Source organism: Alkalispirochaeta americana, assembly GCF_900156105.1.
GTDB classification, from domain to species: domain Bacteria; phylum Spirochaetota; class Spirochaetia; order DSM-27196; family Alkalispirochaetaceae; genus Alkalispirochaeta; species Alkalispirochaeta americana.
Window position 1 is genome coordinate 70,836 of record NZ_FTMS01000006.1, and the last position, 19,600, is coordinate 90,435.

The 19,600-nt window shown below is 59.0% G+C and carries 21 protein-coding genes and 1 tRNA gene; 8 read left to right on the top strand and 14 right to left on the bottom strand.

Annotation, left to right across the window (positions count from 1 at the left end; translation table 11 throughout):
• Positions 1-16 precede the first annotated feature (16 nt).
• From BW950_RS05785 to BW950_RS05820, 8 genes are all read right to left on the bottom strand, one after another.
• Entirely contained in the window at positions 17-1,885 is a 1,869-nt protein-coding gene (locus BW950_RS05785) for an ABC transporter substrate-binding protein (RefSeq protein WP_159438734.1), read from the bottom strand.
• On the bottom strand, positions 1,878-2,663 hold the full coding sequence (locus BW950_RS05790; protein WP_083943771.1) for a DeoR/GlpR family DNA-binding transcription regulator: 786 nt from the start codon (positions 2,661-2,663) through the stop codon (positions 1,878-1,880). The genes BW950_RS05785 and BW950_RS05790 overlap by 8 nt, the downstream gene beginning before the upstream one ends.
• Positions 2,664-2,677: 14 nt before the next feature.
• A complete protein-coding gene (locus BW950_RS05795; protein ID WP_076488350.1) occupies positions 2,678-2,968 on the bottom strand; it encodes a PTS sugar transporter subunit IIB in 291 nt (96 codons plus the stop codon).
• Between the two features lie 193 nt (positions 2,969-3,161).
• Entirely contained in the window at positions 3,162-4,103 is a 942-nt protein-coding gene (locus tag BW950_RS05800; RefSeq protein WP_076488351.1) for an aldose 1-epimerase, read from the bottom strand.
• An 8-nt stretch (positions 4,104-4,111) separates the two neighbouring features.
• Positions 4,112-4,975, bottom strand: a complete 864-nt coding sequence (locus BW950_RS05805; protein WP_083943773.1) for a PIG-L deacetylase family protein — start codon at positions 4,973-4,975, stop codon at positions 4,112-4,114.
• Between the two features lie 72 nt (positions 4,976-5,047).
• Entirely contained in the window at positions 5,048-6,055 is a 1,008-nt protein-coding gene (locus tag BW950_RS05810; protein ID WP_076488353.1) for an SIS domain-containing protein, read from the bottom strand.
• A gap of 117 nt (positions 6,056-6,172) precedes the next feature.
• Positions 6,173-7,417, bottom strand: a complete 1,245-nt coding sequence (locus BW950_RS05815; protein WP_076488354.1) for a diphosphate--fructose-6-phosphate 1-phosphotransferase — start codon at positions 7,415-7,417, stop codon at positions 6,173-6,175.
• Positions 7,414-8,511, bottom strand: a complete 1,098-nt coding sequence (locus BW950_RS05820) for an ROK family transcriptional regulator (RefSeq protein WP_076488355.1) — start codon at positions 8,509-8,511, stop codon at positions 7,414-7,416. The genes BW950_RS05815 and BW950_RS05820 overlap by 4 nt, the downstream gene beginning before the upstream one ends.
• 164 nt (positions 8,512-8,675) lie before the next feature.
• On the opposite strand from BW950_RS05820, the gene ettA reads away from it, so the two are divergent.
• A complete protein-coding gene (gene ettA / locus BW950_RS05825) occupies positions 8,676-10,355 on the top strand; it encodes an energy-dependent translational throttle protein EttA (RefSeq protein WP_076488356.1) in 1,680 nt (559 codons plus the stop codon).
• On the opposite strand, the gene rimO is transcribed toward ettA, so the two are convergent.
• The 3 genes from rimO to BW950_RS05840 all read right to left on the bottom strand — a co-directional run bounded on the left by rimO (position 10,356) and on the right by BW950_RS05840 (position 13,621).
• Positions 10,356-11,753 (bottom strand): 30S ribosomal protein S12 methylthiotransferase RimO, encoded by a 1,398-nt coding sequence (gene rimO, locus BW950_RS05830; RefSeq protein WP_083943774.1) that lies wholly within the window; start codon positions 11,751-11,753, stop codon positions 10,356-10,358.
• Between the two features lie 69 nt (positions 11,754-11,822).
• A complete protein-coding gene (locus BW950_RS05835; protein WP_076488357.1) occupies positions 11,823-12,923 on the bottom strand; it encodes a helix-turn-helix domain-containing protein in 1,101 nt (366 codons plus the stop codon).
• A 2-nt stretch (positions 12,924-12,925) separates the two neighbouring features.
• Entirely contained in the window at positions 12,926-13,621 is a 696-nt protein-coding gene (locus BW950_RS05840; RefSeq protein ID WP_076488430.1) for a LolA family protein, read from the bottom strand.
• 163 nt (positions 13,622-13,784) lie between these two features.
• On the opposite strand from BW950_RS05840, the gene pyrH reads away from it, so the two are divergent.
• Complete coding sequence (gene pyrH / locus BW950_RS05845; RefSeq protein ID WP_076488358.1) at positions 13,785-14,465, top strand: UMP kinase; 681 nt, start codon at positions 13,785-13,787, stop codon at positions 14,463-14,465.
• Positions 14,466-14,497: 32 nt separating this feature from the next.
• Here the strand turns inward: pyrH and BW950_RS05850 are convergent, their stop codons facing one another.
• Positions 14,498-15,997 (bottom strand): hypothetical protein, encoded by a 1,500-nt coding sequence (locus BW950_RS05850; protein ID WP_143559138.1) that lies wholly within the window; start codon positions 15,995-15,997, stop codon positions 14,498-14,500.
• A 113-nt stretch (positions 15,998-16,110) separates the two neighbouring features.
• On the opposite strand from BW950_RS05850, the gene BW950_RS05855 reads away from it, so the two are divergent.
• The 6 genes from BW950_RS05855 to BW950_RS05880 all read left to right on the top strand — a co-directional run bounded on the left by BW950_RS05855 (position 16,111) and on the right by BW950_RS05880 (position 18,911).
• Positions 16,111-16,476: a hypothetical protein gene (locus BW950_RS05855; protein ID WP_076488360.1), complete on the top strand. Its 366-nt coding sequence runs from the start codon at positions 16,111-16,113 to the stop codon at positions 16,474-16,476.
• Between the two features lie 138 nt (positions 16,477-16,614).
• A tRNA-Leu gene (locus tag BW950_RS05860) sits at positions 16,615-16,698 on the top strand.
• A 95-nt stretch (positions 16,699-16,793) separates the two neighbouring features.
• Positions 16,794-17,033, top strand: coding sequence for a hypothetical protein (locus tag BW950_RS15245; RefSeq protein WP_083943776.1), 240 nt, complete (start codon positions 16,794-16,796; stop codon positions 17,031-17,033).
• Positions 16,960-17,151, top strand: a complete 192-nt coding sequence (locus BW950_RS15525) for a tyrosine-type recombinase/integrase (RefSeq protein WP_159438735.1) — start codon at positions 16,960-16,962, stop codon at positions 17,149-17,151. Before BW950_RS15245 ends, BW950_RS15525 begins: the two co-directional genes overlap by 74 nt.
• Before the next feature lie 342 nt (positions 17,152-17,493).
• On the top strand, positions 17,494-18,102 hold the full coding sequence (locus BW950_RS05875; RefSeq protein ID WP_076488363.1) for a type IV toxin-antitoxin system AbiEi family antitoxin domain-containing protein: 609 nt from the start codon (positions 17,494-17,496) through the stop codon (positions 18,100-18,102).
• Entirely contained in the window at positions 18,099-18,911 is an 813-nt protein-coding gene (locus BW950_RS05880; RefSeq protein WP_076488364.1) for a nucleotidyl transferase AbiEii/AbiGii toxin family protein, read from the top strand. The genes BW950_RS05875 and BW950_RS05880 overlap by 4 nt, the downstream gene beginning before the upstream one ends.
• A gap of 118 nt (positions 18,912-19,029) precedes the next feature.
• Here the strand turns inward: BW950_RS05880 and BW950_RS05885 are convergent, their stop codons facing one another.
• Complete coding sequence (locus BW950_RS05885) at positions 19,030-19,224, bottom strand: prevent-host-death family protein (protein ID WP_076488365.1); 195 nt, start codon at positions 19,222-19,224, stop codon at positions 19,030-19,032.
• A gap of 9 nt (positions 19,225-19,233) precedes the next feature.
• Complete coding sequence (locus BW950_RS15530) at positions 19,234-19,485, bottom strand: type II toxin-antitoxin system RelE family toxin (protein ID WP_076488366.1); 252 nt, start codon at positions 19,483-19,485, stop codon at positions 19,234-19,236.
• Positions 19,486-19,600 lie beyond the last annotated feature (115 nt).

Sequence of the window (19,600 nt, forward strand, 5' to 3'; positions counted from 1 at the left end):
TTCATGGAGTCCCCTTTCATGGAGCCCCCTGGAGGAAATAATACATGCTGTCGCTCCCGCCCAGGGTGTCAAAATAGACGTTCTGCCAGCGATCGCGAATCGCGAAGAAGGAAAAGGGATGAACCGTGTAGAGCAGGGGCAGCTCGGTCAGGATAATCCGCTGGAACTCGTCGTAGATCTCCTTGCGCCGTTCCTGATCGAGGGTGAAGCGGCCCTCGTTGTAGAGGTAGTCCACACGGGCCTCCCACTCCGTGGCGGGGGTCTCCTGGAGGGGGTGCCAGATGTGAAAATTTCCGCTGGACTGCCAGACGTTGCTGCCACTCTCGGGCCAGTAGTTCACGCCCAGAGCCACCAGAACAACCTCCCAATCGAAGGTTGAGGATATTCGCTCCACCAGGTTCTGAAAATCGATGGGGCGCACCCGGGCGGTGATCCCGACATTTTCCAGTTCATCGGCAAAGATGTTGGCCATGTCTATTCCTGCGGTGTTTTCCGCGCCCAGGCTGATGGTAAACTCGATGTGGTTGCCCCGGTCGTCGTAGAGAAGGCCGTCCTCACCGGGGGTAATCCCGATCCCGGCGAGCAACTCCAGCGCCCGCTCGGGATTGTAGGTATACTCCAGCCGGATATCCTCATCGAAGAAGGGATTGGGAGGCGCAAAAAAATGGTAGGCCGGTGAGGCCAGGCTCCGGTAGACCTGACGGGCGATCCGGGGCCGGTTCAGGAGACTGCTCATGGCCTGGCGAAACTCGCGTTGCATGAACCAGCGGTGTCGCTGGGGGTTAATGTTGGCAGGGTTCTGGTTGAAGGTGAAAAACGAGGCTCCCAGAGAAGCTCCTCCGCGATAGATCGTGAAATCCCGCTTCCCGATGCGCAGGAGCTCGTCCAGCTGCTCGGGCCGCACGGAGTGGCTGTCCTTTGAGCCCTCGCGGAAAAGCAGATAGGCCGTATTGTCATCAGGGACGATCCGGTAGATCAACCGCTCGATGTAGGGAAGGCGCTGACCGGCCTCGTCCCGTCTCCAGTAGGCGGGGTTTCGCTTCATCACCGTCCGGACCCCCGGGGTGTATTCCACAATGTGGTAGGGCCCCACGCTGGGAATGGTCATGACATCGGTGTCCACGCTGAGCACGTCCAGGAGGGCCTCGCTGCCTCCCTTTTCCTTGGCGGGCTCGAAGATGTGCCGGGGCCAGACCCGCATATTGGTAGAGAGAACAGGATTTGCCACAATCCGGGGGAAGGTAAAGACCACCCGGCGCTGATCGATTTTTTCCACGGTAACGCGGGCGCTGCTCCCGTCGGGCATCTCCACAAACTGCCCCGGGTAGCCGGGAAGGCGCAGACTGGGGTTTCCCTCAACCTGGTCGTACCAGAAAACGATATCGTCGGCCGTCACGGGAATCCACGTCTCGGGATCCGAGTCGGGCGTGGTCCAGTAGAGATCATCCCGAAGGGTGTAGAAAACGCGCAGCTTGTCCTCTTCGTGATCGACCTCTACGGAGAAGGAGGCCATCCGGGGGATAAACTCCCGCCGGTACACGTCGTAATCGGCCAGGTAATCGCTCAGGAGGTTCACAATTGCCCGGGTATCACCGTCCCGGGCGGTGAGGTCGTTAAAGGACTTGGGATCGCTCGTGAGGGTGGCCACAAAGGTTCCACCCGGCTGACCGGGACGATACTCGGGAGGCCCCGGGCGGTAGGAGGTTTGCTGGAGCAAGGCGCTGCGCCGCTGCTCGCGCAGGAGCTGGGCCTCCTCCCTGGACACCTCGGGTTCCCGGCTGCATCCCGCCAGGCCCATTGCCAGAGAGACCGCCAGGATCGTCGCCAGCCCCGCTGTCACAGTCAGGGCGAGCCCCCTGCGGAAAACACCCCCCGTCCTAGACAAGCCGAACCTCGATCCCCCGGCTGCGGAAGAGATCCACATATTCCTCGGGCGCCTTTTCATCGGTCACTACATAACTGAGTTCGTTCAGATTTGCAACACGGTTAAACCGGGACTTTCCAAACTTGCTGGAATCCGCCACCAGGATAACCCTGCTGGAAACGGCGATCATGGCCTGCACCAGGGGAACCAGGCGACTCTCGAAGAAGGTAACACCCTGATCACGGTGGATACCATCGGCCGAGAGGATCATGGTGTGCTCCCTGTGGCAGGTGTCAAAATACCCTCCCCGGCCAACTCGGGGATCTACCACGTATTTGTTCCAGACCTCGCCGCCCAGGAGAACCAGGCGGATATTGTCGGACACACCCGCTTCCAGAGCCAGCTCCACGGAACTGGTTATCAGCCGGAAGTGACGGTCCTCGATCCCGCTCATGATCTTTCCCGTGAGAAAGGTGGTGGTTCCCGGACCGATAAGGATATCGTCCTGATCCCGTACAAGTTCGGTGCAGTACTCGGCGATACGTATTTTTTCTTCCACGGCGTGGACCATGGTGCCAGGAGACAGGGCTCCGGCTTTATCGGAGGTGTAGACAACCCCGCCACCCATGGTCTGCAAAACTGCAGAATCCTGCTCGAGACGCTTGATATCTCTTCTGATTGTGGCCGTGGAGACCTGAAAGAACCGCGCCAGCTCATCCAGTGTGGTGTGGCGTTCCAGGCGAATCTTGTTCAGCACCCCCCGCAGACGTTCCTTTCTGCTTTGCACCACCATAGTCATAGCCCGGCTAACCGCTAGTCACTGTTGAGATACCCCACAATTTTTTCAAGGTCCCGCTCAAGACCCACTCCCGTGAGAAACGAGACAGAATGGATTACGGGGACATCGCCCGTACCGGAGACGAAGGTGGTGGTTACCACCAGATCGTGGCCCTGGACCTTCTCGGGAACCTCAGCGGCTTTGCATTGTGTTGTCTCAACGGGAATATTGCGTTTTCCCAACTCTTCTTCAATTTTTCGCGCCACCACGGTGGACGTCGCAATCGCGGTCCCGCAGGCCACGAGGATTTTCTTTTTTTTGACCATATGTATGGTATCCCTCTCTTCAGACGGTGCCGACACCCTTCGCGGAACGATACGTCTCGCGTCTGTTATATATTTATTCTATCACATTGAAGCGATGAACACCGCCACCGCCCCATTCTACCACAGGATACTGATATAGCGGCGAGAAGACAACGGAAGAAAGGCAAAAAACCTTTCCTGACTGAAAGAGATTTCACGAAAAAGCGCTTTCATCGGAAACGCTGATTCTGATCTGGGCCCGCCCCCGCAGGAACGCTCCGGGAGGAACTCCCGGGACTCCCAGAGAGGGAAAATTGAACGCATCGGCCGGCCCTGTGACCGGCTCCAGCGCTATTGAGCGACGGTGGGGAGGAATAAAAACCTGGACCGCACCGAAGGCGTCGCCGCACCATACCTCGAGACGGTGATCCCGGCCCTGGAGAACCACCGGGGAACCGCCCTGGCCGTCCCGTTTCAGGGGCCAGGCCAGGTCTATCGCGGCGGCTCCGATCGGACGGGCGGTGCGAAAATCCCGGGAGGAACCCTCCACCAGGGGCAACTCTCCCGTGGGAATCAGGCGGCTGTCCACCTGATAATAACGATCGGCGGGAATCTCCAGCCGGAGCCGGTCTACCCGATCCGCCTCGGGCAGGGAAAAATAGGGATGCCAGCCCAGGGCAACGGGGGCTGTCTCATCGCCGGTATTCTGGACCAGGAGATCCACCAGAAGAGCATCGTCCCTGAGCGTATAGGTTACCTCCAGAAAGAGCGGAAACGGGTAGCCCTCGCACGGCCCCAGAGTTCCCTCCAGAAGCAACACCGACTCGCGGGAACATTCCTGAATCTTCAGCTCTTTCAGGACCGTCCTGCACAGAAAACCGTGAATCGCATCGGCTCCTTCGGGATCGTTCAGGGGCAGCTGAAAAAGCCTTCCCTGCCAGCGATATTCCCCCCGGGGAATGCGATCATTAAAGGGAGCAAGCAGGCGTCCGCAGAACCAGCGGGCCGATTCTTCAGAAGAGGAGCCATCGTCCAGGATGTTCACAGCTCCCCCGAGGGAGCCTTCCGGTACCAGCCGGATCTCCCGGACAGCGCCGCCCTGGTCCAGATCAACCGCCAGCCTGGCCCCCGAGGGCCGCTCAAGACGTCGTATCACTTCCCTTGTCACCTTTCTTCGGAAGAAAAGAGCTTTTCGTACCGCCGGGAATCGTAGAAGGTAAAGGGAAAGGTGCGGACATACTCCACGGGCCCGCCCCGGCGCAGCCCCTCCACCAGATGAGCTATCTGGGCCTGGGAGGCAAAAGCCTCGATGGAAGCGATTTTTTTCTCGAAGAGCGATGCCCCGGTGCGGATCTCCAGGTCAGGATCCTCCACAAAGGGGCAATAGGCGGCGATCTCGTAAACCCGGGGAGTCTCTTCCAGGGGCGGCCCCAGTTCGGGCCAGATGTCTCCTCCGGCGTGGAACAATGAGATCAACACCTCCTGGTGAACCAGCTTGTGGTCAGGGTGATAATCGGCGGAGGACATGATAAAGACCCGGTTCGGCCGAAACGAGCGCAACTCCGCTGTAAAGCTGTTCTGGAGGCCGCAGAAACCGGCAACACTGTGGGGGTCGCCCTGGCCGGCACGATCGGCGGCCCGCCGTCCCAGATGAAGGTGCAGCTGCGAGTCCGGATACCCGTACCAGGCATAGTCGCTCACTCCCAGGATCCGGAAGGAGGCAGCCGTCTCCTCCTGGCGAACCCGAACGATCTCGTCGGCCCCGGTAACGCTGGTATACCCCATGCGTCCGTCCGTGACGATCCGGGCCCTCTGGGAAACCCCCTCGGCCGCGGCGGCCGCCATGAGCAATCCGCCACCAATCGCCAGATCATCGTCGTGGGGAGAGAAAAAGAGCCACCTCTCCTCATCGGTCCATTCTTCCATTACCCGGGACAGCGATCCCCGCCGAACAGCGCCGTCGGGAAACCGTCGTGCCAGGCTATACCCTTTTTCTGCTCCGTTTTCGGTCATCTTATCTCCAGTCATAATCTCTCCGAAAGATTAATCGCTCCGAAGAGCAAATCTCTCCGGAGCGTGAATATCTCCAGGGACCGATCCCTAGGAGCCCTGAAACTCGTTCCCCACCTTGCGGGCCCGCTGGGGTTTATCGGGATTAACCCCCAGGGCAAGACCGATCTCGACAAGGAGGTTCCAGCCTGCGGCAAGCTGGGCGTAGACAGCCTCGGGCCCCGCCTGGGGAATCCGGATCGTGGGGAACCGGGTCTCCCGGGAAGCGATCGCCACAACCTGAAGTCCTACGCCCTGACTGAGAACCTGGGCAAACTTTTCCTCTTCCTCGGGGTAGGGATCGATGAGGACAACCGTGTCCTCGGGGTTCATGACCTCCTCGATCCCGTGAACCGCATAGGTTCCCTCCAGATAATCGGCTCGCTTGCGCGTGATCTCGTTGGTCTTGAGGGTGAGTTCTTCGGCTACGCCATCGTTGCGTCCGGCAAAATAGATCAGGGGAGACTCGGCGATCCTGGCAACCAGGGCTGGATCGATCTCCACAGCCAGGGCTTCTTCCATGACCGAAGCAAGCTTCTCCCGGTCCAGCCCGGGCTCGCCCAGGACATCGCGAAAGATCTCATCGTAGACCAGGGCCTGCTCCACCACCGATTTGGTGGCAGCCACGGCCGCTTCCGCGCCGCACTGCAGCACAACGCGACTATCCGATTCAAGGGCGATGGGCGTACCGTCGTGAGCGACCACACCGGTGATAGTAACCCCGGTGCCCTGCTTGCGAAGATGACGTATCAACTTGACCCCCTCGGCGGTTCTTCCCGAGTTGGAGCCGATAAACACGTGATACCCCTCAAGATCGTACTCCCGGGCCTGAAGGCAGGCCTCGGTGATCATCCGAGGGGTTCCGGGCAAGCGGAGCGCCCGGGCAATGAGATGCTTGGCGGGAAAGATCCGGCTGGAGCCTTCCCCGGAAAGCAGGACCCGATCGGACGAGACCTGGATCGCCTCCATCGGGGCTGTATCCAGGTTCCGGACCACCGAGACGGTCTCCATCATTTCCCGGCACAGGGCGTAGCGGGTATATTTCTCTGTGTGTTTCATGGCCAATTCCTTTCTTTTCGGTTCATCTGATTCCGGTTTATACGATTCGGGTTCATACGATTCATAATATGGACCCGGTTATTCCCCGGGCCCCATGGTCTATCACTGCAACCCTGATTACGACAGGGGAGCCCCCACCCGGGGAAGATCGCCCAGATCAAGAAACTCCTCAAAGTCTCCCACCAGGGGCCGCAGGTAATCGAGAAATGCCGGGGTCACATACCCGGGGACAAGAAACTCTCCAGGCATGGGCCGTGCCCGGACAGCCACCTCCTCAAGCGGAGCCGTTCCGTAGCCAACCCGGTAGGCCTCGCCTGGTTCGCGCCGGATCGTTACCATGACCCCGCTCTCACCCCGCACAGCCCGGGAAACAGCCTCGACACCGCAGGCCCAGGCCTCTTCCCTGTCCAGGCCCACCACCCGATCCGCCGCCGACATGGGGAGCGATTCGGGAATCTGGAACTCCCCGCGATACCCCGTGGCCTCGCTGATCATTCGGTGCAGGCTCAAGGCAGCGCTGGCCCCGCTCATGGCCCCGAACTCGATATTGTTGAAACGATCCCGGGCGGTATTACCGGTGACTCCCGCCGAAACAGGCGTGCCGTCATCCCAGCAGGTTCCCTCGCCCACCACGATCGAGGCCCAGCCGTACTCGCCGATAACACGCTCCACATCGGCAAGAACCGTCTCCCGAGTCAGGGGAATCTCGGGAACGTAAATAAGATGGGGAGCATCTTCGGGCGATCTCTTGACCACAGCCGAAGCAGCAGCAAGCCACCCGGCATCACGCCCCACGGTCTGGTGAACCACAAAGCGATCGACCCGCTTCATGTCCCGGGCCAGCCGGCCGGCATGCTGTACCGAAAGCGCCACATACCGGGCAGCCGAGGGAAAGCCCGGTGTATGGTCCGTGGCGTAGAGATCGTTGTCCACGGTCTTGGGAATTCCCACGCCCTGAAGCCCGTAACCGCCCTCACAGCAGTAGCGGGTGACCCGGTGGATCGTATCCATGGTGTCGTTCCCACCGATGTAAAAGAGATAGCGTATATTATACTTTTCCAGAAGCGCTCGTATCCGGGGCAAATCCTCTTCCTGAACCTTGTGCCGGCAGGACCCCAGGGCCGAACCGGGAGTGCGGCTCAGAGCAACCAGTTCAGCCGGCGAGAGCCCTCCCAAATCCAGAAGACGATCCTCCATGAACCCCTCGATCGCGTAGTTCATGCCGTAGATTCCCTCGAACCCTGCGGCCCGTGCTGCCTGGATCACGCCGGCAAGGCTTGCGTTGATTACCGCCGTGGGGCCGCCCGACTGACCCACCAGGATATTTCCCCGGGCCGTTCCTGTTGCTTTTTCTCCACTCATTTCATTCCCTCTCCTGCAAGTATCGTATCAAGACTATCCTCATAGACCAGATGAGCAGCCCCCAGTAACGCCGCCTGGCGATGCAGAACCGTCTCCACGGTAATCCCTGAATCATCCAGAGCACGCCGGGTTTCCCGCAACTCCCCGCGAAGCCCTTCGGGCGAGGCAGAATCGGGTACGCTGATCACCACCCGGGAAGGGTCGGAAAATCGAACCGCCGTGGCAGCAGCCATATCCAGCTCCTCCGGGGTGTGACCGGGCGAAGGCGGCAAAAGCTCTCCCGCACTACCCCGGGCACCACGCCATACCCGGCCACCCATGACCATTCCCGCGCCCACCGAGGGCGGATCCTCGGTGAAGACCAGCGCCAGAAGCACCTCCTCCTGGAGGCGGGTTTTTCTCCAGGCGTTGAAGGCGATACAGTTGGCATCGTTCTCCACCACCACCGGAAGAAGCTGGACCGTCTCCCGCGCCAGATCACCCCGCGCCAGGGAATCGGCCAGAGCCTGCCGGAGAAGCCGGGGAAGATTCTCCAGATCGTGGGGAAAATCTGCCGAGGCGCGCACGTTTCCCTCGGGGGTCACCACGCTGGCCACTGCCAGGGCTGCGCCCAGGATCGGAACCGCCCGGGATTCCCCTGCCCCGGAGGAAGAACCTCCCGGAGAACCCTTCTGAAGCTCCCGGGCCAGCCCCGCGAGAAGCGAGGAAAACTCCTCTCCCGACGGCGATTGTGCCCCGGAGGAACCCGGGACTTCGGGAGCGCAGCCACGTCTGGCCGATGAAACAACCCGGCCCGTGCAATCCACCAGCACTCCCGTCAGCTCCCGGGAGGTCCAGAAAAACGAGATATACCGGCCCCGGCCAGGATCAAGGGAGAGAAGCCGCGAAGGTTTTCCTCCCCCTGCGCCAGGGGTTCCCCGGCCCCGCTCCAAAACCCAGCCCTGCCGGGAGAGTTCCCGAACCAGATTGGTCACCGTGGAGGGCCTGAGCCCCGTGGATCGGGAAAGATCAGCCCGGGAAACAGCGGGGGAAGAGCGCAAGGTCTCCAGAAGCGTGCGAAGGTTTTCCCCTTTGATTCGATCCTGTGTTCCCATGTATCCCTGTCCCCCGACGTTAGTTCATTCACCGAATAAACTAACAATAGCACAGGGACCGTTCCCGGTCAACAAAAACCCGCCCGCCCCACCCGGCGGGTATGGGGGCCGTCAGAGTGGAAGCCGCCTGTCCCTTACCCCCCCTTTTCTGATATGCTCGGGCCATGGCGAAAACCTTCGACGACAAACGAATCATTTATTCCATGCAGGGCGTCTCCAAGATGCACGGCACCCAGCAGGTACTCAAAGACATACATCTGGCCTACTTCTACGGTGCCAAGATCGGCGTGCTGGGACTCAACGGATCGGGGAAATCCACCCTTCTGCGAATCCTCGCAGGGGTCGATACGGATTTCACCGGAGAGACCACGGTCTCCCCGGGGTTCACCATCGGCTACCTGGAGCAGGAGCCGGAACTGGCCGCCGGAAAAACAGTCCGCGAGATCGTGGCCGAGGGCGCCCAGGAGACAATCGACCTCCTGGCAGAGTTCGAGGCGATCAGCGAGGCCTACGGCGATCCCGACGCTGACTATGAGAAACTTGGCCAGAAACAGGCCAGCATTCAGGAGAAAATTGACGCCGTTGACGGCTGGGAGCTCGATTCCCGGTTGGAACTGGCCATGGACGCCCTGCGTTGCCCCGAACCGGAGACGGTGGTGGATGTTCTCTCGGGAGGAGAGCGCCGCCGGGTGGCCCTGTGCAGACTGTTGCTGAAGCAACCCGACATCCTCCTCCTGGACGAGCCCACGAACCATCTCGATGCGGAAACCGTGGCCTGGCTGGAACGGCACCTGCGGGAATACCCCGGCACGGTCATCGCCGTGACCCATGACCGCTATTTTCTGGATAACGTGGCGGGGTGGATTCTGGAGCTGGACCGGGGCCTGGGAATCCCCTGGAAAGGAAACTATTCAAGCTGGCTCGAGCAGAAACAGGACCGTCTTGCCCGGGAAGAAAAGGGCGAGAGCGAACGCCAGCGGACCCTGGCACGGGAACTGGAATGGATACGCATGACCCCCAAGGGAAAGCAGACCAAATCCAGGGCCCGAATCGCCAACTACGAAAAACTCCTCTCCCAGGAAGGTCGGGAAAGAGTCCGCGACACCCGCCTTACCATTCCCCCGGGACCTCGCCTGGGAAATCTCGTTATCGAGGCAGAGAAGATCAAAAAGGGCTATGATACCAAACTGCTCTTCGAAGACCTCTCCTTCTCGGTTCCTGCCGGAGCCGTCGTGGGAATCGTGGGCCCCAACGGAGCGGGAAAAACCTCGCTCTTCCGCCTGATCGCCGGTCAGGAAGAGCCCGACGAGGGAACGCTGCGTCTGGGCGAGACGGTCCAGATCGCCTACGCCGACCAGATGAGAGCGTCCCTGGACCCGGAGAAGACCGTCTGGGAGCTGCTCTCTCACGGTCAGGATCTGATCCGCCTGGGTAATCAGGAGGTGAACTCCCGGGCCTTCTGCGCCTGGTTCAACTTCACCGGTTCAAGCCAGCAGAAACCTGTGGGTGTTCTCTCGGGGGGTGAGCGAAACCGCCTGAACCTGGCAATGATGATCCAGCAGGGCGGAAACGTATTGCTCCTGGACGAGCCCACCAACGATCTGGACGTGAACACCCTGCGTGCCCTGGAAGAGAGTCTGGAAGAGTTCGCCGGATGCGCCCTGATCATCAGCCATGACCGCTGGTTCCTGGATCGGGTCTGCACCAACGTGATGGCCTTCGAGGACGATGGCGTGGTCTGGTACGAGGGAACATGGAGCGAATACGAGGCAGAGCGACGCAAGCGCCTGGGATCGGCCGCTGACCGTCCCCACCGCTACGTGCACCGCAACCTTACACGCTGATCAGCCTTTCTGCCGCCGGGCCTGGAGATCAACCCCCGACCGGGCGGTGATCTCCACCGGCACCACGCTCCCGGGGAGGCAATCGGCTCCATCGTGGATCACCACCAGGCCGTCCACCTCGGGAGCGTTCAGGGGCGAACGCCCCAGAAGAATCTCCGTCCCCTGGATCTGCTCCTCCACAAGAACCGGAAGCGACCGCCCCACAAAGCGATCAAGTCGCCGGGCGACAATTCGTTCCTGGACCTCTTCCAGAGCTTTTTTCCTGTTCAGCATCTCTTCCGGGGAGACGATTCCCCTGGTTTCCTCCCCTGCCGGAGTCCCCTCCTGAGCACTAAAGGGAAAGACTCCCACCCACTCCAGCTCAGCCGCTTCGATAAAGGCCAGAAGCTCCCGGAAGTGATCATCGGTCTCACCGGGATAGCCCACAATGAAGCTGGACCGGAGCGCTGCGTCGGGGTTGATCGCACGAATATCCTCGATCAGCGAAAGGTACCGCTCGGGATTTCCGGGGCGCCCCATGGCACGCAGAATTTCAGGAGACCCGTGCTGAAAAGAGAGGTCAAAATAGGGAAGGAGCCGCGAATCTTTGCAGGTGAGTTCCACCACCTCCAGAGGAAACATGTCGGGATAGAGGTACAAGGGACGCAGCCAGAACGAACCCGGCTCTCCGAGCAGGCTCCGCAAGAGTGCGACGATCCCTCCAGGCTCGGCCTGATGTCTCCAGGCCGCAAGATCCTGCGCAACCAGGTTGAACTCGTAGAGCCCTTGCTGGCGGAGCTGACGAAACTCATCCAGAATGGACCCGGCGCTCCGCGAGCGCTGGGGACCGCGAATATCGGGAATCGCACAGAAGGTGCACCGGTGATCGCACCCCTCGGCAACCTTGAGAAAGACCGATCCGGGATGCGACAGAAGCCGGCGCCGTCGGGGTTCGGCAAGGTCTGCCCCGCCGGGGGGCAACCAGACCAGAGGGTTTCCTGCAGGATGACCATCAAGACGGTCCAGGAACTCGGCAATTTTATCGGGCTCACGGTTGCCAAAGATACCTGCCGCTTCGGGCAATCCCTCGGCCAGGGCATCGGGAAACCGCTGGGTCAGACACCCTGCAAGAACCACCGAGGCCCGGGGATACCCGGCCATCATGGCCAGGGTGGTATCGATCGATTCCTGCTGAGCCGGCTCGATAAATCCACAGGTATTAACGATAATCACCTCGGCCAGGGAGGGATCATCCGTCCAGACCCGGCCGGTCTCTTCCAGGCGAGCCCCCATGATCTCGGCATCCACCTGGTTCTTGGCACAGCCCAGGTTCTCGATATAAAAGGTTCCTGCTCCGGGGGATCCCCCGGCTTGTTCTCCGGAATCACCCGATCCCGGTTTGGCAGTCTTGTCTGGCATGTTTTGAGTTACCTGTTTCTTGAGTTACCTGTCGTTTCGGGCAGGCCCGATCGGCCCGCGCGAACACCGTCAGTACAAGGGAAGTTGCTCGACCAGGAACTCGTCCCCGTCGGCGATGCGCCGGAAGACCAGAGCGACAACCTCACCCTGTCTCCCCAAACTCAGGGAGGTGCCGGCAACATTCAGATCCACGTTTCCGGCGTTGCTCACCCAGAGCCGCACCAGATGGGATGCAGAAAGAGAAAGGCTCTCACCCCGGGCGTAGACCGCCTCCTGGCGAGAACCCTGGTCAACCTGGTATCGCACCAAAGTGCTTTCCAGAACCTCCAGGGAAAGGGGAAACTCGATCTCCTGACCCAGCGAAGCCACAACCTGGGGCGATCGCTCCCGGGAGGGCTCGCGGGTCTGGCCAATCTCGATCTCCAGGCGGTCTTCTTCCGAGAGGAGCGCCGCCCGCGATGATTCCTCCTGGAGCTGCCCCACAACGCGATCGATCCGGGCGACCACCAGGGGAGGGTCTTCATCAAGGTAGATCTCCCGGATCGCCACACGCACATCGGGAGTTCCCTCGCCAGTAATATCCAGAGACCGGCTGGAACCCCGGGAAATCTCCACGATCCCCGCCTCGCTCCCCAGAGCCACCCGATCGCCGATGGAGATAAACTGCAACAAGGCCCGGGTATCACCCACGGGAACGGCCACACGATCACCCTGGGCAAAACGACGCTCGATAAACTGGTTGCTCAGGAGGATCGGCGGAGCCGAGGCAGACTCCTGGACAACGGGTCTCGAGAAGGAAGGAAGTTTCAGGTCCGTCTGAAGAAACAGATAGATCCCTCCTCCGAGGAGCACCACCAGCAGAAGCCCGGCCAGGGATTTTACCGGAACCTTGAGAGGCTTCCTATCCAGAAGTTCATCCATGGGAAGGGGCTGTTCCTGAATTTGCATATTGCGGTAGAGCCCCACCACATCGTCGGGATCAAGGCCCAAATACGCCGCATAGGAACGCAGGAAGCCCAGAAGATAGGCCTCTCCGGGCAACTGATCAAAATCCTCTACCTCCAGCGCCTGGATGTATCGCTTCGAGATATGGGTATCGCGCTCGACCTGCTCCAGAGAAAGGCCTCGGACCTCCCGGGCAGACCGTAGCTTCTCGCTGATAGACTCCAAGATTACCCCTCGCCTTCAAAGAGAAAGTCGTGAAAGGTGTTGGCCGACGAGGGACCGCGATAATCGAAACGGCTCGCCGGAATTCCGGGATTTCGATCAATGTTGGTGAAATCAAGCTGGATTTCCTGATAATCGGCAGTAACACCCTCAATGCGGCGAATGAGGTTGTTCGCACCTATGGAGAGAATCAACTGGCGGAATCCCTCGGAGGTGCTTCTCCAGTTCAGGCGCAACTTGGTAACCAGCTCATCGGAGCCCTCTTCCAGGGGAACAGCGTTGGGGCTGTCCAGATAAGCAATTCCATACCCCCGCCGCAGAAGCTGCAACCCCCGCCCGCTGGCTGCCGCGGTCAGGGCGGCATCCCCTCCGGACTGTAGACGCTGACTCAAAACGACGTTGTACCGGGGCAGATAAATCTGCAAGCGCTCGCCATCGGAGACAATCACCTGATCCTCGGGTTGGGAGAAGTCGATCCTGATTCTCTCGGGGTTTTTGAACAACAGGACACCCCGGGAGACACTGCCTCCGTTTTTGATGGAGATGTTGGCAGAATACTCCTCGATAGATCCGTATTCCTGCGCCACCTGGTCAAAGAATGCCGTGGCTGGCAGGAGATCCTGCGCAGCGGCAACACCACCGACCACAAGCAGAAGAACTGCCAGGCCCGTTTTTGCTATTTTCTGTAAATCAAACACCATACCCTGCATTCCTGATCCTGCCACTGTTATATTTTTGTAGTGTAGCCACATATACTGCTTTGTCAACCGGAGACCCCTTCATCTGATCATATCCCCAGTGAGGGGAAAATTCTACGGCACGCCTCATCTTTTGCAACCTTCCCGGGTCTGATAGAGTACCCCCATGTTCGTCATATCTCTCGGAGGGTCAATCCTGGTTCCGGACCAGATTGACACCAGCTTTCTTGCCTCGTTTCGGACGATCCTGGAGGAACACCTCCAGGATCCCACCCAGCGCGTTGTCCTGGTAATTGGCGGGGGCGGGCCCGCCCGGCGTTACCAGGAGGCCTACCGGTCTCTTACCTCATCCCCCGACCCGGACGCCCAGGACTGGATCGGGATCATGGCAACCCGATTGAACGCCGAGCTCGTCCGTCAGGCCCTGGCGCCGCTGTGTTGCGATCCCGTGGTCTACGATCCCACCGGGGACATCTCCTTTACGGGAAGAATTCTGGTTGCCGCCGGCTGGAAGCCCGGATTCAGCACCGACTTTGATGCTGTCAAGCTGGCCGAGCGTTTCGGGGCCGATACAGTAGTGAACCTGAGCAATATCGCCCAGGTCTATACGGCAGACCCCAAGGAGGACCCCTCGGCGACTCCCCTGGAAGAGGTTTCCTGGGAAGAGTTCCGGCGCATTGTGGGAGACCACTGGACCCCGGGCAAAAATCTCCCCTTCGACCCCGTGGCAACCCGCCGTGCCGCCGAACTGGGGTTACGTGTAATCGCCGCCGACGGAAAAAACCTGGACAATACCCGTGCTATCCTGGCAGGAGAGGCCTTCTTCGGAACCCGCATTGGTCCGTAGGGTACCCGGAATCAACCAGGGCTGACGGAACTTCAGCGATTGTTTCTGGCCAGCCGCTCCAGATCGGTCACCGTGGCGGGGTTCAGGCGGTGGGAAGCAGGAATCATCGCGAGCGCGAGCGACTGCTCACCCCGCTCCGCATCGGCCAGAACCGGAATCGACCGATCGTACTCGTCCAAAGCGAGATACAGCCGGGCGATCCGGTAGGCCGGGGATTGCTCCTCCCCCGGAAGGGGGAACGGAACCCGCTCAATCTTCCCCAGAAGCTCCCGGGCCCCCTCGCGATAATTTCCCGCCAATAGCCGCTCTGTAGCCGCCAGATTTATATGGGCCAACTCGTCGGCCGAGAGAATAAGACCCCGCAAACGGGCCACCTCCTGGGAACGGTTCGCCATAATCAGGGCTGCTGTGAGCGACGAAAGAACGTCGATCCGCACGTTCTGATCGAAACGGGATACCGAAGTCTGGCCCAGCAGCTCCGCGATCGTAGCCCCCGGACTCCATTCAGGCTCCCCCTCGGTGCGAAGCCTGATCACAGCAGCCACCGCTCGGGCCCGGACTTCGGCGTCGGCGATGGCAAGAGCTGTAGCACAGGCCTCGTCGTAGTAGTTCCGGAAGGGAAGCCGCCGATCCTCCTGAAGGGCCACGGTACCCAGGATTGCATAAGCGACAGCCCGGGACGAAACAGGGGCAATGTTCCCGATAATTGCCTCTGCCCCCGGCCGGTCACCCTGGGAAAGAAAATAGCGCAACACCTGCCGGATCTGTTCAAAATCATCGGACCGCACCAGCAGCCCCTGCTCGGCCCGCCGCAACGCCTGATCCTGGAGACTCCTCGCATCCCGACTGTTCCCCAGGGTCAGACTCAAATCAGCCAGACGGACTTTCAGGATCAGCGCCGTCGTGGGGTCCTCGATAACCGGCACGATGGCAATCGCCTGCTGGACCACGGGATTCAGCGCCAACCGATCCCCCTGATCCCGGATCAACTCGGCGGCCTCCACCAAAAAGCGGGCACGCACCATATCGTTGTCCAGAAGGTACAGGGAATCGAGAGTTCTGCGAATTGATTCTTCATCGATATTGGGATTGGCCAGCTGCGCTTTCAGCAGACGAAAGAGCAACTTTCCCGCCTCCTCGGAAGGAAAGCTGCGGGCACGGGCAACCACATCAGAACTCACCGCTGCCGCCCGTTCGCCGTAGGCCTCGTCAAGACTGGCAAGGGAGATCCACATCCAGGCCCATTCCAGCAACTCGCTTCCCCGCAAATCGTTTGCCCTGGATATTCGGGCATCCAATCGCCGGGCAATCGTTACGGAGCGGTCCAGCTGGTCCTCATCGGCCTCAAGCGAAGCCAGATTGACCGCCACCCGGGCATAAACAGGAATGACCCTGGCGAGAGGCTCTTCCTGGACACGTTCAAGTGCCACATCCAGGTGATAGATTCCCGTCCTGGGGGGGCCCGGATCACGCTCAACCTCGGGCCCTGTGGTGCAACCGGAAACAGAAAGGACAAGAAAAGTGACGAACACAACAACGCCCCCGAGGCGAGGTTGCCAGAAAAACCGAGAAGTATGCACCGGGACCATCGTATCGAACATAGGCAATTCCCCTGGTTTGGTCAACGCGCTATAGTAGAGAGATTATGTTTCATTCACAGAAGTTTCTTACACAATGCCGAAAAATTCCTGCCGGAGCCTTTGCCTCGGCCGGAGACGAACAAAGCCAACTGGAGGCGCTCTTCTCCCGCTTTTTGGGGGCCGCTCCCCGAGAACTTTCCCAGGATTTGCTGGCCCATGTCCTGGAACACGCCAAAGACCGGGATGAAGCCCAGCAGAAGCTGGCCGATCTGGTGGATCTCTTCTGGTTGCAGTACGACGATGCCGCAGACCCCCTCGATTTTTCCGACTGGGAAGTCCTGAGGGACGGTATCAACAGCTGGGCCCAGGATCTGGATATAGAACTGGTCCAATATGTGATGGAGCGGGTACTCTCCCACAAGGCCCTCTGAAAAGGGATGCTGAGCGTGGGGATTCCGATCCCGGGCACCCCGGTTTCTTGCGCGCGGGTGAGGCTGGAGGCGGCAGAGCACGGCCCGCCCCATTGCGCAGAAAGCGATTCTGGTGTAGTATCCTCCCCTGAATAACAGGCCGGCGTGGCGGAATTGGTAGACGCAGCAGACTCAAAATCTGCCGCCCGCAAGGGTGTATCGGTTCAAGTCCGATCGCCGGTAGTTTCTGATACATTTTAATGTAAGAACTTAGCTTTCGCGGTATACTTTCTGGCGAAACCCCATAGCGGGTGGTCTGAGATTACAGGAAGGATCACATGCCGCGCGGCAAAGCACCATTCAGCCTTCAGAAGCGCCCCACCAACAAGCAAGAAGCGGAAAAGAAACGCCAGGGCAGAAAATACCGCTACATATTCTACGTACAGTTCCGGGATCAAACGGGAAACTACACCTCGGCCATTGGTACCGGTGAGAACTCCGAGGGTGCAGCTCGCGCCTGGGCGATGGACTACCTCCGCAAGGGGAACGTACCGGTACATCGCAGAGTCCCGTCGTAACCTGAATAACCGACTTATCCCCTACTTTGGCAGGAAGAAACTCTCCATCGTCCGCCCGGAGGACATTATGCGCTGGAAGTATGAACTCTACAAGAACGGTGATCCAGGCCGCCGGTAGTACCCGCGTCCAACAGAAACTAGACGCTTGGTCCTGAGATAGTAGTCAACGGTGGGTCGATCAAATCCCTTGCTGAAGAGCCACGGCCTGTTCACGACCTGCCCTCCCGGAAACATATCCGGCAGGGATTGTTGCGTTCGTGGTTCGTTCATTGCTGTTATTGCATAGTAATGTATGCAATTCAAGACGATAGTAAACCTAACCGAAATGTAAGACAGGTCGAGACAAATTGTCCTCATTTGCTCTCATTTGAGGTCATCTTGTCTCATTGACACACGTCGTGGTCTGTCGTTACTTGACAATGAGACAAGTTGTACTCAATAATATGTATGTGAGGACATAATGTCTCGTGAACAAACCGACAAAAGCGCTCTCGAAACCATGGAGAAACACGGCGGACAACTCCGCATGGCAGAAGCACTCAAGGAAGGCATAGCTCGACGAACGCTATACCGACTCGTCGACGAGGGCAAGCTGGAGCGAATAACTCGCGGGGTATACCGTCTTGCCCACCTTCCGGAAATCAGCTATCCGGATTTTGTAACGGTGTCTGTCCGTGCCCCTAAGGCTGTCATCTGCCTGGTATCCGCCCTGTCTTTCCACGACCTCACAACCCAAGTACCTCATTCGGTGTGGATCGCTATTCCCCGGGACTCAAGACCTCCAAGGATCGACTACCCACCCATCTCGTGGATCGAGGTTTCTGGAGAGGCCTACGACAGTGGGGTAGAACGACACTTCCTTGATGAAACAGAGGTCCGCATCTACGGACCAGAGAAAACCCTTGCGGACTGCTTCAAATACCGAAACAAGATCGGTATGGATGTCGTGCTCGAGGCCCTCAACCTATATGTGCGTGGCAGCAGGCAAGATATCGACAGCCTTCTCCACTTTGCGGAGATCTGCCGCGTTTCAGCTGTAATGAAACCCTACCTGGAGGCGCTGGTGTGAACACCAAGAAAAACATCGCCGCTTCAGTCCGACAACGACTGCTCAACAGGGCCCGCACGGACGAAAGACCGTTTGCCGAGCTACTTCAATACTACGCAATGGAGCGTTTTCTGTTTCGATTATCGCAGTCGGAACACGCCCGGAGGTTCATCTTGAAAGGCGCGCTTCTGTTGCGCACCTGGGGATCTGCGATAGGTCGTCCAACGATGGATATCGATTTGTCGGGAAAAACCTTGAATGATATTTCCGCCATACAAGCCCAAATCACCGACGTAATCGGTGTCGCTTCGAACGACGGACTGGTTTTTGATTCGAAATCGATCCAGGTGCAGCGTATCACTGAAGAGGCAGAATACGAAGGTATCCGGGCTCGATTCCTGGGGTATCTAGGAGCAGCTCGGATCACCATGCAGATCGATATCGGGTTTGGTGACGTCGTATTCCCGGAACCCACAGAGGTGGAACTGCCGAGTGTTCTTGATGCGGATCCTTTCACGATGCTCGGCTACAGCCGTGAGAGCGCGATCGCCGAAAAAGTCGAAACGATGGTCAAACTCGGACTGGTGAACAGCCGGATGAAGGATTTCCACGATATATGGCTGCTGAGCCGAGGCTTCGACTACTCCGGCGCACTCCTACAAAAAGCAATGGTACAAACCTTCGAAACGCGGGACACCACCATACCACCAGGTTTCGAATCGATCGTGGCGCAGGTGCAGACCTTTACCGAGCCTGTTCTTCAGAGTATTCGTTCACCCGATCCCTTCGCCGTGACCTGGAAGGCGCCTGGCCCTTGGGGGATTACCTGACCATCCCACTTGGTCCGAGAGTATTGGATCGAAACAACCACCGTGCGTCTCCACCTTGTCAGTGGCTTCGCTCGGCTATGCATTCGAGAGCACACCAGCCGAAATCGATAGTGTTTCGTCAGATACCCATTTCGCTTCGTACATCCGCGAGAGACCGAGTCTCCGCATCCTGTTCAGCCTGCTTCGCCTCCCGCAGATCGCGGAGATCCTCGTAATCGTTGAGCTCGGTTTCTATACGTTCAAACTCTTCGTATGGCAGAATCACGAATTCCTTTTTTCCGTCTTTCTCAAGTATCTTCGGATGCAGCTCCATGACTCCTCCTTACCGATATGCCTCTCGGCGATGCATGATGCGATAGACGATCACACGATCTGTACCATCGATTTCGAACAATACACGATAATCACCAACTCGCAACCGGTACTCCGGCGTGTGGTTCGTCAGCTTCTTCACGTCTCCCTGTAGATCGTGTTGAAGTCGCTCCAACGAATCCGCGACCCTGATCGCTTGAGCTTTTTCGATCCTCCGAAGGTCCTTAACCGCTTTCGGCTTTAGGTCGATCGCGTATTCCACACAACAAATCTAACACATCTTTGGTCATTAGGCTCCATCTAAGATTCCCCCGCGTTTCGGTCCGGCCATTGAGCAGAGATGCTGCTATGCAAACAGCCTATATAATCGAACGGCG

Bases quoted from the DNA above. Each gene is read 5' to 3' on its own strand.
- BW950_RS05840 (WP_076488430.1), bottom strand. From the start codon at position 13,621: ATGGTGTTTGATTTACAGAAAATAGCAAAAACGGGCCTGGCAGTTCTT.
- pyrH (WP_076488358.1), top strand. From the start codon at position 13,785: ATGTTCGTCATATCTCTCGGAGGGTCAATCCTGGTTCCGGACCAGATT.
- BW950_RS05885 (WP_076488365.1), bottom strand. From the start codon at position 19,224: ATGGAGCTGCATCCGAAGATACTTGAGAAAGACGGAAAAAAGGAATTC.
- BW950_RS05805 (WP_083943773.1), bottom strand. From the start codon at position 4,975: ATGACTGGAGATAAGATGACCGAAAACGGAGCAGAAAAAGGGTATAGC.
- BW950_RS15245 (WP_083943776.1), top strand. From the start codon at position 16,794: ATGCCGCGCGGCAAAGCACCATTCAGCCTTCAGAAGCGCCCCACCAAC.
- BW950_RS05810 (WP_076488353.1), bottom strand. From the start codon at position 6,055: ATGAAACACACAGAGAAATATACCCGCTACGCCCTGTGCCGGGAAATG.
- BW950_RS05875 (WP_076488363.1), top strand. From the start codon at position 17,494: ATGTCTCGTGAACAAACCGACAAAAGCGCTCTCGAAACCATGGAGAAA.
- BW950_RS05795 (WP_076488350.1), bottom strand. From the start codon at position 2,968: ATGGTCAAAAAAAAGAAAATCCTCGTGGCCTGCGGGACCGCGATTGCG.
- BW950_RS05820 (WP_076488355.1), bottom strand. From the start codon at position 8,511: ATGGGAACACAGGATCGAATCAAAGGGGAAAACCTTCGCACGCTTCTG.
- BW950_RS05855 (WP_076488360.1), top strand. From the start codon at position 16,111: ATGTTTCATTCACAGAAGTTTCTTACACAATGCCGAAAAATTCCTGCC.
- ettA (WP_076488356.1), top strand. From the start codon at position 8,676: ATGGCGAAAACCTTCGACGACAAACGAATCATTTATTCCATGCAGGGC.
- BW950_RS05815 (WP_076488354.1), bottom strand. From the start codon at position 7,417: ATGAGTGGAGAAAAAGCAACAGGAACGGCCCGGGGAAATATCCTGGTG.
- rimO (WP_083943774.1), bottom strand. From the start codon at position 11,753: ATGCCAGACAAGACTGCCAAACCGGGATCGGGTGATTCCGGAGAACAA.
- BW950_RS05790 (WP_083943771.1), bottom strand. From the start codon at position 2,663: ATGACTATGGTGGTGCAAAGCAGAAAGGAACGTCTGCGGGGGGTGCTG.